At 67.0% G+C, this 14899-nt stretch carries 13 protein-coding genes; 6 read left to right on the forward strand and 7 right to left on the reverse strand.

What is annotated here, in order from left to right; genetic code table 11:
• The first annotated feature begins 27 nt into the window (after positions 1 to 27).
• The gene (locus EV652_RS28180) at positions 28 to 1431 is read left to right on the forward strand and encodes a mycothione reductase (RefSeq protein ID WP_132212280.1); all 1404 of its coding nucleotides are present in this window, start codon (positions 28 to 30) and stop codon (positions 1429 to 1431) included.
• Here EV652_RS28180 and EV652_RS28185 read toward each other — a convergent pair.
• Positions 1414 to 2871 (reverse strand): LLM class flavin-dependent oxidoreductase, encoded by a 1458-nt coding sequence (locus tag EV652_RS28185; protein WP_242002060.1) that lies wholly within the window; start codon positions 2869 to 2871, stop codon positions 1414 to 1416. The genes EV652_RS28180 and EV652_RS28185 overlap by 18 nt on opposite strands.
• Positions 2872 to 2904: 33 nt before the next feature.
• Here EV652_RS28185 and thpR point away from each other — a divergent pair, with 33 nt between their 5' ends.
• The 4 genes from thpR to efeB are packed head-to-tail and all read left to right on the forward strand — an operon-like array spanning position 2905 to position 6782.
• A complete protein-coding gene (gene thpR / locus EV652_RS28190; protein ID WP_132212282.1) occupies positions 2905 to 3468 on the forward strand; it encodes an RNA 2',3'-cyclic phosphodiesterase in 564 nt (187 codons plus the stop codon).
• Positions 3469 to 3511: 43 nt separating this feature from the next.
• On the forward strand, positions 3512 to 4357 hold the full coding sequence (gene efeU, locus EV652_RS28195; protein ID WP_132212283.1) for an iron uptake transporter permease EfeU: 846 nt from the start codon (positions 3512 to 3514) through the stop codon (positions 4355 to 4357).
• 26 nt (positions 4358 to 4383) lie between these two features.
• Positions 4384 to 5523 (forward strand): iron uptake system protein EfeO, encoded by a 1140-nt coding sequence (gene efeO / locus EV652_RS28200; protein WP_132212284.1) that lies wholly within the window; start codon positions 4384 to 4386, stop codon positions 5521 to 5523.
• A complete protein-coding gene (gene efeB, locus EV652_RS28205) occupies positions 5520 to 6782 on the forward strand; it encodes an iron uptake transporter deferrochelatase/peroxidase subunit (protein WP_132212285.1) in 1263 nt (420 codons plus the stop codon). Before efeO ends, efeB begins: the two co-directional genes overlap by 4 nt.
• Here the strand turns inward: efeB and EV652_RS28210 are convergent.
• From EV652_RS28210 to EV652_RS28235, 6 genes are all read right to left on the reverse strand, one after another.
• The gene (locus tag EV652_RS28210; protein ID WP_242002061.1) at positions 6755 to 7315 is read right to left on the reverse strand and encodes a DUF2867 domain-containing protein; all 561 of its coding nucleotides are present in this window, start codon (positions 7313 to 7315) and stop codon (positions 6755 to 6757) included. The genes efeB and EV652_RS28210 overlap by 28 nt on opposite strands.
• 73 nt (positions 7316 to 7388) lie before the next feature.
• On the reverse strand, positions 7389 to 7982 hold the full coding sequence (locus EV652_RS28215; protein ID WP_132212286.1) for a TetR/AcrR family transcriptional regulator: 594 nt from the start codon (positions 7980 to 7982) through the stop codon (positions 7389 to 7391).
• Between the two features lie 120 nt (positions 7983 to 8102).
• The gene (locus EV652_RS28220) at positions 8103 to 8942 is read right to left on the reverse strand and encodes a carbohydrate ABC transporter permease (RefSeq protein WP_132212287.1); all 840 of its coding nucleotides are present in this window, start codon (positions 8940 to 8942) and stop codon (positions 8103 to 8105) included.
• Complete coding sequence (locus EV652_RS28225) at positions 8935 to 9903, reverse strand: carbohydrate ABC transporter permease (RefSeq protein ID WP_132212288.1); 969 nt, start codon at positions 9901 to 9903, stop codon at positions 8935 to 8937. Before EV652_RS28225 ends, EV652_RS28220 begins: the two co-directional genes overlap by 8 nt.
• Positions 9904 to 9999: 96 nt before the next feature.
• Entirely contained in the window at positions 10000 to 11322 is a 1323-nt protein-coding gene (locus EV652_RS28230; RefSeq protein ID WP_199238444.1) for an ABC transporter substrate-binding protein, read from the reverse strand.
• 470 nt (positions 11323 to 11792) lie between these two features.
• Complete coding sequence (locus tag EV652_RS28235; RefSeq protein ID WP_132212289.1) at positions 11793 to 12881, reverse strand: LacI family DNA-binding transcriptional regulator; 1089 nt, start codon at positions 12879 to 12881, stop codon at positions 11793 to 11795.
• An 86-nt stretch (positions 12882 to 12967) separates the two neighbouring features.
• Between EV652_RS28235 and EV652_RS28240 the strand changes: the two genes are divergently transcribed.
• Entirely contained in the window at positions 12968 to 14611 is a 1644-nt protein-coding gene (locus EV652_RS28240; RefSeq protein ID WP_132212290.1) for an acyltransferase, read from the forward strand.
• The last annotated feature ends 288 nt before the right edge of the window (positions 14612 to 14899 follow it).

Genomic DNA, 14899 nt, shown 5'->3' on the forward strand with positions numbered 1-14899 from the left:
GCTTGCGGGTCACCCCCACAATGGGGTGTGACTCATTACGACTTGGTGATCATCGGGACGGGCTCGGGGAACACGATCGTGAACCGGCGGTTCGCGGACCGGAAGGTGGCGATCGTCGAGCGCGGCGTGTTCGGCGGGACCTGTCTGAACGTGGGCTGCATCCCGACCAAGATGTTCGTGCACACCGCCGACCTGGCCGCCACGCCGTCGATCAGTTCCCGGTACGGCGTCGACGAGGAACTGGTCGGCGTCCGCTGGCCCGCCGTCCGGGACCGGATCTTCGGCCGGATCGACCCGATCGCCGCGGGTGGCTCGGAGTACCGGCACCACCACGCGGACAACGCCAACGTGACCGTGTACGACGGTACTGGCCGGTTCACCGGCACCAAGGAGCTGACCGTCGACGGCAAGGACGGCACCACGAGTGTGCTCACCGGCGATCAGTTCGTCCTCGCCACCGGCAGCCGGCCGATCGTGCCGTCCATCCCCGGTCTCGAGGACGTCGGCTACCACACCTCGAACACGATCATGCGGCTGGACGAGCTGCCGCGCCGACTCGGCATCATCGGTAGCGGGTTCGTCGCGGCCGAGTTCGCGCACGTGTTCTCGTCGTACGGCGTCGACGTCACGCTGATCGCGCGGTCGGAGCTGCTGATGCGGCACGAGGACACCGAGATCGCCGAGCGCTTCACCGAGATCGCCCAGGGCAAGTACGACGTACGCCTCGAACACGACACCGTCCGGGCGACCCGGCGCGACGACGGCTCGATCGCGCTCGAGATGCTCAGCCCGACGGGCGTGGACGAACTCGTGGTCGACGAGGTCCTGGTCGCCGTCGGCCGTACGCCGAACTCGGACACGATGAACCTGGACGCCACCGGTGTCGCGGTCGACGACGAGGGGCGCGTGGTCGTCGACGAGTACCAGCAGACCACCGTCGACGGCATCTACGCGCTCGGCGACGTCACGTCACCACACCAGCTGAAGCACGTCGCGAATCACGAGGCCCGGGTGGTGAAGCACAACGTGCTGAACCCCACCGATCGGATCAAGTCAGACCACCGCTTCGTCCCGCACGCCGTGTTCAGCGCACCGCAGATCGCGGCCGTCGGCGTCACCGAGGAGGAGGCCCAGGAGCGTGGAATCCCTTATGTCGTGGGACGTCAGCAGTACGCCGACATCGCCTACGGCTGGGCGATGGAGGACACCACCGGCTTCGCCAAGATCCTGGCCGACCCGGAGTCCGGCCAGATCATCGGCTGCCACATCATCGGCCCGCAGGCGTCGTCGGTGATCCAGCCGGTCATCCAGGCGATGAGCTTCGGCCTGGACGCCTACTCGATGGCCCGCGACCAGTACTGGATTCACCCGGCGATGTCCGAGCTGATCGAGAACGCCCTGCTCAAGCTGGACCTAAAGGCGAAAAGCTGAGATCACCTCGGTCACACTGTCGAGCGTGTCGAGGTCGGGCAGGCTGATCATCACCTCGGCGACACCGGCCTCGGACAGTTCGCGGAAGCGGCCGATCTGGTCGGCGATAGTGCCGGCGTTGACGGACGCGGCATAGCGGGCCGGGTTCTGGTTGCGTGGGCGCAAGCGGGACACCAGTTCGTCCACGTCCCGATGATCCTTGCCCACCAGGGTTGTGGACAGATGCGTGAGCTCGACCGGGCGGTCGGTGAGTTCGCGAAGGTAGTCCGCGTGTTTGCGCACTGCCGCGACGTCTCCGAACACGTTCACGGCATCGGCGTACCTCGCGGCGACTCGCATCGTCCGACGTCCGCTTCCGCCGACCAGCAAGGGCAAACGCTCTTGTAGCGGTCGCGGGTAACACGTCGTGTCCGGTACGTCGAGCACCGCGCCGCGGAACGGTTTGTTGCCTGGTCCCCATAAAACCGGCAGAAGTTGCAACGCGTCCTCGAGCAACGCATACCGCTCCGCGACCGACGGGAACGTCCACCCGTACGCCTTGTGCTCCGCCTCGAACCACGCGAGCCCGACACCGCAGACAGTACGCCCACCACTGAGTACGTCGAGAGTCGCGGCGATCTTCCCCAGGTGCGCGACGTTCCGATACGTGATCCCGGAGACCAGAGTCCCCAGCCGCACCCGCGTCGTACACGCGGCCAGGTACCCCAGCGTCGTCCAGCTCTCCAGGAAGTCGTCCCAGGCCCGGCCGACCTGCGGGATCTGCCGGAAGTGGTCCATCACGTAGATCGCGTCGAACCCGGCGGACTCCGCTTTCGAGGCGACCTCACGGATCCACGCAGCCGTCCCCGCCCGCCCGGCCTTGTGGGTGTAGCTGCTCAACTGCAGCCCGAACCGCAATCTAGTCGGCATCTCCTCCTGCCGCAGCGCTGCCGCTCCGGCATCCACGAACGCCGAAGGTACGACGCGAACCACGGCCGGCTCGAGCACGTCGTCGTACCCCTCGACCGGCAACTCCTTCTTCACCGCGGCCCACGACCGCAGCTGCGACGTCAGCACATCGGCCGGGATCCGCTTCACCCGCGCGCGATTTCGCTGCCTGCACTCGGCGGCCGGCGTGTCGAAACCAACCGCAACACAAGGCATCCCGGCCGCCCGGGCCAACTCGAGCCAGCGCAACCGCCGCTCCCGATCGAGCCCGAGCGTGTCGATCACCGTCGTCAGCTGCCGCCCGATCCGTTGCCGCACCACCTCTTCCAGCAACGCGAACGCATCCGCACTGGCCGCCAGATCGTCCTCGCCGGCCCCGACCAGCGCCCGCAGCCGATCACTCGACACGATCAGGTCCGCAGCGAACCGCTCTGCCGCCCAGGTCGACTTCCCCGAGGCACCCGGCCCCACCAGGATCACCACACACGGCGACGGCAGCTTCAGCTCATCCACAAAAGCAGTTTCCCGCACCGATAAGATTTTGGGATGCGATTGTTCGTGGCGGTAGTGCCACCGATTGACGTAGTGGAGGATCTGAGCGAGTTCGTGGAGCCGCGGCGGGACCATCCGGATGACGACATCCGATGGGCCGCGGACGTGCACTGGCACATCACACTGGCCTTCCTGGGCGACGTGCCGGACTGGAAGACGGACGAGTTGGCAGAGCGGCTGGAGCTGGCCGCCAAGCGGCAGAAGCCGTTCGAACTGCAACTCACCGGAGCGGGTGCGTTCCCGGGTGTGCCCGATGCGCGGGTGCTGTACGCCGGGGTGCGCGACGACACCGAGTCGCTCAAGCACCTGGCGATGACGACGAAGGCGGCAGCGAATCGCGCCGGCGTCACCGTGGAAGGTAGGAAATTCACCCCGCACCTGACCCTGGCCCGGCTGCGCCGCCCGATCGACGCCACCAAGTGGGTCAGGGTTTTCGACACCTACGCCGGTCCGTCGTGGACCGCGGGAAGCCTGCAACTGATCGAGTCCCGGCTCGGTGAAGGTCCGGGCCACAGTGCGGCGTACGCCACAGTGGGCGAATGGGAGTTCTTAGGCTAACCTCAGCAAGGTTAGCCGTACCTAATGCCGCTGGAGTCCCGCCATGCTCGCGAACTACCTGATCGGACTCCGGGAAGGCCTCGAGGCATCGCTGGTCGTCAGCATCCTCGCTACCTTCCTGGTCAAATCAGGGCACCGGGATCGGCTCAAACTGGTCTGGATCGGAGTCGGCGTCGCGGTCGCCGTCGCGGTGGCCGGCTGGTCACTGCTGCAGTTCATCACCGTGCTGACCGCCCGGTCGTTCACCACCCAGGAGACCATCGGCGGAATCATGTCGATCCTCGCGGTCGGCTTCGTCACCTGGATGATCTTCTGGATGCGCAAGGCGTCGCGCAGTATCGCCAAGGAGTTGCGCGAGCGGATGGGCCAGGCGCTCGAGGTCGGTCCGCGGGCGGTCGTCATCCTGGCTTTCCTGGCGGTCTTCCGGGAGGGCATCGAGACCGCGTTCATCGTCTACGCGTCGGCCGCCACCGCGACCACGGCGACCCCGCTCATCGGCGTACTGCTCGGCCTGGCCACATCCGTGCTGCTCGGGCTCCTGATCTACCGCGGTGCGGTCCGGATCAACCTCGCGGTCTTCTTCAAGTGGACCGGTGCGCTGCTGATCCTGGTCGCGGCGGGCATCTTCGCCTACGGCTTCCACGACCTGCAGGAGGCGAACATCCTGCCCGGCCTGCAGACTCTCGCCTTCGACATCTCCCACATCATCCCGCCGGACAGCTGGTACGGCGTGCTGCTCAAGGGAATCTTCAACTTCAACCCGTCCCCGACCGTCGTCGAGGCGGTCGCCTGGCTGGCGTACCTCGTCCCCGTGCTGGTGCTGTACTTCCGCCCGCTGAAGAGCAAGACGCCGCCCGCCGTACCGGCAACGAACGCCGAAACGGCTTGATCCACCACTCACAGTCCAGGAGAACCATGTTCACGTCAGCGGCCCGCCGGGCTACCGTCATCGGCGCAGTACTGGGGCTCGCCACGCTCACTGGCTGTGCCGACGAGACACCGGCGGCCACCGACGACGGCACCGGTCCGGTGGCCGTCAAGGCGTCCGACTCGGAGTGCGACCTGAGCCGCCGCGACGTGAAGTCCGGCACCAGTACGTTCACCGTCACCAACGGTGGCAGCAAGGTCACCGAGTTCTACGTGTACGCCGAGGGCGACCGGGTGATGGGCGAGGTCGAGAACATCGGCCCCGGCCTCAAGCGTGACCTGATCGTCGAGCTGCCGACCGGCAAGTACCAGGCGGTCTGCAAGCCCGGCATGGTCGGCAACGGGATCCGCGGCGACCTGACTGTCACCGGTGACGCACCCGCGCAGGTCGACGAGGACACCCTGCTCAAGCAGGCCACCCAGAGCTACCAGCGGTACGTGAACTCGCAGGCGATCGCACTGGAGCAGAAGACCACCGAGTTCGTGGCCGCGGTCAAGGCCGGCGACGTGGCCAAGGCCAAGGAGCTGTTCCCGGTGTCGCGCACGTACTGGGAGCGGATCGAGCCGGTCGCGGAGTCGTTCGGCGACCTGGACCCGAAGATCGATGCCCGGATCAACGATGTCGAGCCGGGCACCGAGTGGACCGGGTACCACCGGATCGAGCAGGCGCTCTGGGTCTCGAACACCACCAAGGGCATGGAGAAGTACGCCGACCTGCTGCTGACCGACGTGAAGACGGTGGTGGCCAAGGCCAAGGTGGTGCAGCTCAACCCGCTGCAGCTCGCCAACGGCGCCAAGGAACTGCTCGACGAGGTCTCCACCGGCAAGATCACCGGCGAGGAGGACCGCTACTCGCACACCGACCTGTGGGACTTCGAGGCCAACGTGGAAGGCTCGCAGGCCGCCATCCAGGCGCTCCGCCCGGCCCTGCAGAAGCGTGACGCCGCCCTCGTCGTCACGCTGGACACGAACTTCAAGGCAGTCTTCGCCGCGCTTGACAAGTACCGCGTCGGCGACGGCTTCAAGCCCTATGTGGTGAGCGAGGCCGAGAAGAAGCAGCTCGGCCAGGTCGTGGACGGGCTGGCCGAGCCGGTCAGCAAGGTCGCCGGAGTGATTGCAACGAAATGACCGAAGAATCGGCACAGCGCAAGGGAATCTCTCGCCGCGGCCTGTTCGGGGCCGCCGGCGCGGCCGTGGCCACGGGCGTCGCCGGGTACGCCGCCCATTCCGTGCTCGCCGGGGAGGAGTCCCAGGCAGCTGACACGACCGGTCCGGTCGAGTTCCACGGTGAGCACCAGGCCGGGATCATCACCCCGGTCCAGGACCGGCTGCATTTCGCCGCGTTCGACGTCACCACCACGAAGCGCGCCGAGCTCGTCTCGCTGCTGAAGGAGTGGTCCGCGGCCGCGGCCCTCCTCACGGCAGGTCGCGACATCGGTCAGTACGGCGCGGTGAACGGACCGGGCGAGGCGCCGCCGGAGGACACCGGTGAAGCGGTCGGTCTGCCGCCGGCCCGGCTGACGCTGACCATCGGATTCGGGCCGAGCCTGTTCGACAAGCGGTTCGGCCTGGCGTCGAAACGGCCGCAGGCGTTGGTGGATCTGCCGCACTTCATCGCCGACGACCTGGACCCGAACCGGTCCGGCGGCGATATCGCCGTACAGGCTTGCTCGGACGACCCGCAGGTCGCCGTCCACGCGATCCGGAACCTGGCCCGGATCGGCTTCGGCCGGGTCGCGGTCCGCTACTCTCAGCTGGGGTTCGGGCGGACGGCGTCCACGTCGAGGGCGCAGACGACACCGCGGAACCTGTTCGGCTTCAAGGACGGCACGAACAACCTGAAGCTCGAGGACACGGCCAAGCTCGAGCAGCAGCTGTGGGTGCAGCCCGACGACGGCCCGGACTGGATGGTCGGCGGCTCCTACCTGGTGTCGCGGCGGATCCGGATGAACATCGAGATCTGGGACCGTACGTCGCTCGGCGAACAGGAATCCATCATCGGCCGGGGCAAGGGCACCGGAGCGCCGCTGGGCAAGGCGGACGAGTTCGACGCGATCGACTTCGAGGCGAAGAACTCCGATGGTGACCTGAAGGTCGCGAAAGAAGCGCACATCCGGCTGGCGCATCCGTCGTTCAACAACGGCGCCGAGTTGCTCCGCCGCGGCTACAACTTCGTCGACGGCTCGGACGGTCTCGGCCGGCTGGACGCGGGACTGTTCTTCCTGGCCTACCAGCGGGATCCGCGCAAGCAGTTCATCCCGGTCCAGAACCAGCTGGCCCGGTCCGACGTACTGAACGAATACATCGTCCACGTCGGCTCCGGCATCTTCGCCTGCCCCGGCGGCGTCACGGCAGGTTCCTACTGGGGCGAGAAGTTGTTCGCCTGAGCTTCCCACTCCTTGGCTATGCCCTTGAGTAGCGGGGGATAGACGAGGAGATGGCGGAACGGCAGGATCGCGGCCATGTAGAGCCGGCCGAGGCGGCCGTTGGGTTTGACGAGCACGGTCATCTGGCCGCGGTAGCGGCCGGTGCCGTCCGGGACCCAGGTCAGATGCATGGCGGCGTGACAGGTCTTGTTCGACATCTCGGCGACGAACTCGTTGCTGGTCAGGAAGACCGAGGTGAACGGGAGGCGCTCGAACGTCGGCCCGGCGGGGCCCTCGCGGAGGTCGGCGGGCAGGCGGTCGCGCAAGGTGGCGACCCGGGACCCGACCTTCGAGTCGGGGTCGTCCCATCCGAACAGTTCACCGAGCTTCCAGCGGATCGCGAACAGCGTCCGGGCGATCCAGGACGGGTTGTCGCTGGTGTCACCGCCCGACATCAACTTGAGGAGCCGGGGAAAGTCATTCGGGCCGCCCGGTGTCGGCAGGGCCCAGACGTCTTCGACGTGAACTCGGGGGCGATCTCGTGCATCCGCCACGGTGGGTCGGTGTAGGCGGACTTCGGCAGCTTCATGTGCTTTCCTTTCAGATCAGTCGGGTTCGAGCTTCAGATCAGTCGGGTTCGAGGCCGAGGACTCCGGCCACGGCGCGAGCGGCGTACCGCTCGTCATGTGGGGCCTGGCCGGCCAGGGCGATCACGGTGCCTTCGACAGCACCGACGCACGCGCTCGCGACGACTCTGGCCGGCGGTCCTGGCGGGAGTGATCCGGCGCGGCGGGCAGCCTTGACCAGGTTGGCGCACAGGGCGATCAACTGTTCGTAGTTCGCTTCGATCTGGTTGCCGACCGGGTGGTCCTGGCCGGAGAACTCCAAGCGCAGCGCGACGGCCACGCGGGCGATGTCACGGCGGCAGAAGACGGCGTGACGACGGGCCAGTGTCAACAGGGCCTGCACAGGGTCGGACTCCTGGCGGACCGCTACGCCGACCTCTTGGTCCCAGGTCTCGATGACCCACTCGCGGACCGCCAGTGTCAGGTCTTCCTTGTTCTTGAACAGGTGGTAGAGCGCGCCGCGGGTGTAGCCGGCGTCCGTTGCCACCTGCTCGAGCACGAGGTTGCCGTAGCCGTACCGGGACAGGCCCCGGGCGGCCGACTCCAGGATCGCGGCCCGGGTCCGCGCTCGCCGCTCGGCTTGCGTCGTACGCATTCTGCCTCCTGATGAAACCTACGTACATGAATGTATGTAAGTGCTCTGCCGGGCGCAACGTGAGGACGGCAACACAAAGGGGCCTCCGTTTGCGGAGGCCCCCTTTTGTGCTGTGTCGAGTTACTTGACGGCGCCTGCCGTGACGCCGGCGACGAAGTGGCGCTGGGCCAGCAGGAAGCCGATGACGACCGGGATGCTGACGACCAGGGCGGCGGCCATGATCTGGTTCCAGTAGACGTTGGTCTGGGTCGAGTACTGACGCAGGCCGACCGACAACGTCCGGTTCGCTTCTGTCGTCATCACGGATGCGAACAGCACCTCACCCCACGCGGTCATGAACGAGTAGATCGCGACCGCGATGACACCGGGCCGGGCCGCGGGCAGCACCACCCGGGCGAGCGCGCCCATCGGTCCGCATCCGTCCACCAGTGCGGCCTCGTCCAGCTCGCGCGGGATGCTGTCGAAGTACCCGGCCAGCATCCAGATCGAGAACGGCAGACTGAAGGTCAGATAGGTGATGATCAACCCCAGCCGTGTCCCGACCAACTGCACACCGACCGAGTTGTTGATGTTCACGAAGATCAGGAACAACGGCAGCAGGAACAGCACACCCGGGAACATCTGCGTCGACAGCACCGTGGTGGTGAACACCGTCCGGCCGCGGAACCGGAACCGCGACACCGCGAACGCGGCCACGATCGCGATCGCCACCGAGAACACCGTCGCGACCACCGAGACGATCGTGCTGTTCACGAAGTACCGGGCCAGCGGCACCGTCTTCCACATGTCGAAGAACGGCGCCAGCGTCAGGTTCGACGGCCACCAGGTGAACGCGCCCTGGACGTCGCTCAGCGGTTTCAGCGACGAAGTGACCATCACGTACAGCGGGATCAGGACGAACAGGCCGAGCACGGCCAGTACGACGCCCCGGTAGATCTTGAAGCCCCTGGTCTCACGCACGACGCGACCTCCTTCCGGTGACGAACAGGTAGATGCCGGTCACGATCATCAGGAAGATCAGCAACAGCACGGACATCGCCGCACCGGAGCCGAAGTTCCAGGTCAGGAACGACGCGTTGTAGATGTGGAAGGTGATCAGGTCACCCGCCGGCGGCTGCGCCGTACCGAACAGCACGTACGGCGTGTTGAAGTCGCTGAACGTCCACAGGAACAGCACCAGCACGAGCACCAGGTTGACCGGCCGCAGCGACGGCAACGTGATGTTGCGCCACTGCCGCAGGTTGCCGGCGCCGTCCACCGACGCGGCCTCGTAGACGTCGCGCGGGATGCTCTGCAGCCCGGCCATCAGGGTGAGGAACGCGAACGTCCACAGCTTCCACACCGCGACCACGATCAGCGACACCAGCGCGTTCCCACCGATCAGCCAGAACGGCCGGTTCGAGGCGAGCCCGAGGTTGTCGACCAGGATGTGGTTCACGATGCCGGTGTCGCGCTGCAGCATGAAGTTCCAGGTCAGGATCCCGGCGTACGCCGGTAACGCGTAGGGCACCAGGAACAGGGTCCGGACCCAGCTCCGGCCGCGGAACGGCGGCTGCAACGCGACGGCCGCGGCCATCCCGAGCGCCCAGGAGAGCCCGACGGTGATGAGCGAGAAGGCGATGGTGACGCCGAAGGATTTCAGCAGTCCCTCGCCGACCGCGTTGTCGAAGTCGAGGGCCACCTTGTAGTTGTCGAGCCCGGCCCAGGGCGCGGCCGACCAGTTCGCGATGTAGAACTTGGTCAGTTTGACGAAGCTCATCCAGATCCCGACCAGCATCGGGAGGATGTGGATGAGCAGTTCCAGCACTACTGCCGGAGCCAGTAGCAGGTACGGGAGCCACCGGCTCAGACCGGGCCGGCGCTCCGGCCCGCGCTTGGGCTTGGTGGCTTTCACCGGGGCTTCCGTCGTGGCGACGGCCATGCTGTGTCGCCCTCCTGTCCTTTGGGATCGCAGTGGTCGGCTGACGCGGTCGATGGCCCGGGACGCGCTTTCGCGCCCGGGCCACCGCACCGTGCGTCAGCTACTCGCGGCCACCTGATCCTCGGCGGTCTTGAGGGCCGCCTTCACATCGTCAGCGGTCACGGTCCCGCCGGTGGCGATCTTGGCGAACATCGCGTTCATCGCCTTGCCGACGGTGCTCTCGTACTGGTCCTCGGCCGGCACCAGCGGCAGCGGCTTGGACTTGGTGTTGTAGATGTCGGCGAACGTCGCGGCCTCTTCGGCGTTGTCGGTGAAGACCGGCTTCGCGTCCTTCAGCACCGGCAGCGAGGCGAACGGCTTGCCCAGCGTGGTCTGGGTGTTCGCGTCCGTCATGTACTTGACGAACTTCAGCGCCGCGTCCTTGTTCTTGGTGTTCTTGAAGATCGACAGGTTGATGCCGGCCACGTGGCTCGCGGTCTGGTTGGCCGCACCCTGCGGTGCCGGGAAGGCCACCACGCCGTACTCGCTGCTCTTCATGCCGTTGGCGGCGATCGAGGAGTCGGCGTTGTTCTGGTTGATGATCATCGCGACCTTCTTGGTGGCGAAGTCGTTCACCGACTTGGTGCCGTTGTCGTACTGCGCGTTCGACGGGTTGGCGACCTTGTCCTTCTGCATCAGGTCGAGGTACCGCAGGACGCCCTGCACCTGACCGTCACCGGTGAAGGTCGGCTTGCCGTCCTTGTCGAACCAGTCGGCGCCGTTCTGCGCGGCGTTGATGAACGCGAAGTGCACGTTCTCGGTGTAACTGCCGGCCGCGATCGCCATCCCGTACTGGTTCTTCGCCGGGTTGGTCAGCTTCTTGGCCGCGGCGACCATCTCTTCCCAGGTCTTCGGCGGCTGCACACCGGCCGCGGCGAACATCGCCTTGTTGTAGTACATCCCGTACGCCAGGCCGTACAGCGGGACCGAGGTCGGGTCGGTGCCCTCCTTGCCGCCGGTCGCCAGGGCCGTCGGCACGAACTTGTCCTTCCCGCCGATGGCGTTCATCGCGTCACCGTCGAACGGCAGGAACGCGTCGGTCGCCTGCAGCGACGCGGCCCAGGTGTTACCGATGTTGACCACGTCCGGCGCCTGGCCGGAGGTGATCGCGGTCTGGATCCTGGTCTGCAGGTCGTTCCAGCCGATCACCTCGAGGTTGACCTTGATCCCGGTCTCCTCGGTGAACTTCTGCAGAACCGGGGTCAGCACCTCCTTGTCGTTGTCCAGGCTGGTGCCCTGGTTGCTGGCCCAGTAGGTCAGCGTCTGGTCTCCACCCGAGCTACCGCCGGAGGAATCGCCCGAGTCGCTGCCACCGCAGGCGGCCAGGCTGATTCCCAGGGCGGTCACCGCTACTGCGGCTACAAGCGAACGCAGTCTCACGTCGGACTCCCTCGTCCCGTCGAGCCCCCGCGGACCTGCGGAGGCGGATCGGCCCCATAGTGGCCTAACCGGTTAAGTTTCGAAACCCTAACCGGTTCAGTAGACCCTGCTTCGTTACTACCTCGTGATGTCAACCAACCTTCACCCCGCCATGTCAGGACACAATCCGACACGCTCCGAATCCACCCGACTTCAAAGAGTCTTAACGTACGTGCCCGACCCGCTCCGACCACCCCGCCCCGGCCGATCCCGGCCGAACCGGCGCTCCACCCAGTCACGAGCGACCCCCATTCCGCCGGCGAATCCCTCACTTCGCGGGCGAACCCCCCATTTCGCGGGCGAACGCCCCATTTCGCGGGCGAACCCCCCATTTCGCGGGCGAACGCCCCATTTCGGGGGTTAACCGCTCAGGTGTGGGGTTGCCCACTCAGAATCCGAGGGGGCAACCCACCAGGTCGGGGGTTAACCCCTCAGATGTGGGGGCGTACGGCGGGGCCGGAGGACTCGCGGGCGTGGAGCTCGCCGCCGGGGGCCTCCTCGTGGAGCTCGGGTTCGCCTCCGGCGACGCGGAGCAGCAGATCCGCGGCGGCGCGGCCGCGTTCCATCGTCTTCTGGTCGATCGCGGTGATCCCCGGCCGGGCCAGCTCGCACAACGGCGAGTCGTCCCACGCGAGGATCGACACCTCACCGGGTACGTCGGTGCCGAGGTCCATCGCCACCCGGAGCGCGGCCACCGCCATCAGGTCGTTGCCGAGCACGATCGCGGTCGGCGGGTTCGGGTCGGTCAGGAGTCTGCGGGTCAGCTCGGCGCCGTCGTCGTACCGGTAGCTGCCCTCGAAGTGCCGGACCGTCATCCCGCGTTGCTCGGCCCCCTCGGCCAGCATCCGCACCCGCAGTTGCTCGTGGACGAAGGTGAACGGCCCGCTGATGTGCGCGATATCGCGGTGCCCGAGCTCGGCCAGGTGGTCGAGCAGCAGTGTGACGGTCTCGACCGGCGAGCTGATGAGCCGCCCGACCTGGTCGCCGGGGTCGTTGGAGCTCACCACCACGCACGGCATCCCGAGTTCCTTGAGCAGCGTGATCCGCGGGTCGTCGTCGTGCTCGTCGAACAGGATGAACCCGTCGACCCGCCCCTGCCGGGACCATCGCCGCAGTACGTCGAGATCCTCGCCGTGCTCGCCGGTGAGTCGCAGCAGCAGCGACGAGTCGACCTCGTTCAGGTACTGCTCGATGCCGACCAGCGTGCGCATGTAGAACGCTTCGGTCGAGATCAGCGCGGGGTCACGAGCGATCACGATGCCGATCGTGCGGGTCCGGCTGGCCGAGAGTGCGACGGCGGCCGAGTTCGGGTGGAAGCCGAGCTCCTCGGCCAGGTCGAGGACCCGCTGCCGGGTCTCCTCGCTGACTCCGGCCCGGCCGTTCAGTGCGTACGAGACCGACGCCTTCGAGATGTGCAGACGGCGCGCGAGATCGCTGATCGTGACTCGCCGGCGCCCGCCACCGCCCGCCGGACCGTCGTCGGCGCTGTCCCCGCCGGCCAAGGATCCGGGTGTCGTCATGTCTGTCTGGTACCCCGCACAGCCGAGAGGGTAGCAGCGAGGTTTCGGGGGTAGCGCGTTCAGCGAGGTTTGGATAGCGTTTTCCCATGACGCCTGGTGAACCGTTGCGACTGGATTTCCTGCCCTGGGAGTACAAGCGAGTTGCGTCCGACGAGGAGCGTGAGCGTCAGCTCGAACGGCAGCAGCGGCTCGGTGGGACGCTGTCGCTGGCCGACGATGTGTACGTCGCGGAGTCGGCGGCGGTGTACTGCGAGGAGCTCCGAATGGGGGAGCGGTCGTACATCGCGGCGCACGCGTACGTGACCGGGCACATCACGCTCGGCTCGGACACGACGATCAACCCGTTCTCGGCGGTCCGCGGCCGGGTCACCGTCGGCGACGGCGTCCGGATCGGGGCGCACACGTCGTTGCTCGCGTTCAACCACGGGACCGCGCCGGGGGAGCCGATCTTCCGCCAGCGGCACACCTCACTCGGCATCACCGTCGGCGACGACGTCTGGATCGGCTCGAACGTCACCGTGCTGGACGGCGTCACCATCGGCCCACACTCGATCATCGGAGCTGGTGCAGTGGTCACCAAGGATGTCCCCGCCAACAGAATCGCCGCCGGCAACCCGGCCCGCGTCCTTCGGTCCCGCACCGAGTCCGCGAAGCCGTCCGGCGACCTCGCGGGCAGACTGACCGCGTTCGCCGCCAAAGCACGAGAACAATCTGATGACGTACTGCGCCGATGCTGGGACGGCGAACGTTTCGTCGACCGCCCCGGACTCGATCACGAACCGGCGATCCGCCCGTGGTGCGACGCCGTCGAGATCGCCGACGTACTGCTTCGTCGTACCCCTGAAGGTCACACCCGGGACGACCTGGTCCGCCGCTTCCGCGCCCGCCAGGACCCCGAGACCGGACTGGTCTCACCAGGAGACCTCGCCGACGTCGGCCTCGACGTGCCGGCCCCTGACAAGCTGTCTGTCCTGGAAGGCCCGGCCAGCTATCACATCCTGTGCGTCGGCTACGCCCTTCAGGTTCTCGACAGTTGCTTCGAGCACCCGATTCGGACGGACTTCGCGCCCGGCGAGCTCGAGCGGCAGCTCGACAACTTGCCCTGGGCAAGACATGCCTGGTCGTCCGGCTCCGGAATCGATGCCCTCGGCACCGCTCTGGCCCGAAACCTCAAGGATCACGGGGAATCCGGGCCGCTGGAGACGCTGATGGGTTGGCTGCTCGTTCGCGCCGATGCAGATTCCGGCATGTGGGGTCAGCCGCATCCGGACGACGGATGGCTGCAGGTGGTCAACGGTTTCTACCGGCTGACTCGCGGCACCTACGCACAGTTCGGGCTGCCGTTGCCGTATCCGGAACAGGCCGTGAAGACGCTTCTTGCCCACAGCAACGACAAGCGGATGTTCGGCGGTGACGGCTACAACGCGTGCAACGTGCTGGACGTGATCCATCCGCTCTGGCTGGCCGGCAAGCAGACCGACGTGGGCCGGGCGGACGGCACTCGCTGGGCCGAGGACCAGCTCAGCCGGATCCTGGACCGCTGGGTCGACGGAGAGGGCTTCGCCTTCGCGCCGGACGGTACGGACGACCGCTCCATCCCCGGCCTGCAGGGCACCGAGATGTGGCTGGCCATCATCTGGCTGCTCTCCGACTACCTGGGGTTGTCGGACGCCGTCGGCTACCGTCCCCGCGGCGTCCACCGGCCCGAGCCGCTGGTCAGCCCACGCTGAACCAGTCGGTCGCGTCGAGGCCCTGCCCTGACGTGTCCTCGAAGGGGGTCCATTAGCCTGATGGCGTGGACCCCCGCACCCGCCGACTGGTGACCTCGCTCGTACTGGCCGCACTGGTCGCCATGGTTGTCATCGCCGCCCTCGTCCGCTGACACTCCGGCGACTAACGTTCTACCGCATGACAGTGCTCTTGGCCGGGCCTCCGGCACCGGCTCGGTCATGGGGCTTTGCCTCCCGCCCTTCCCTCGTCCTTCCAGTCGCTGCGCTCCCTCCACTCCTCAGTCCAGG

It is taken from the genome of Kribbella steppae, assembly GCF_004342025.1.
Taxonomy (GTDB): Bacteria; Actinomycetota; Actinomycetes; order Propionibacteriales; family Kribbellaceae; genus Kribbella; species Kribbella steppae.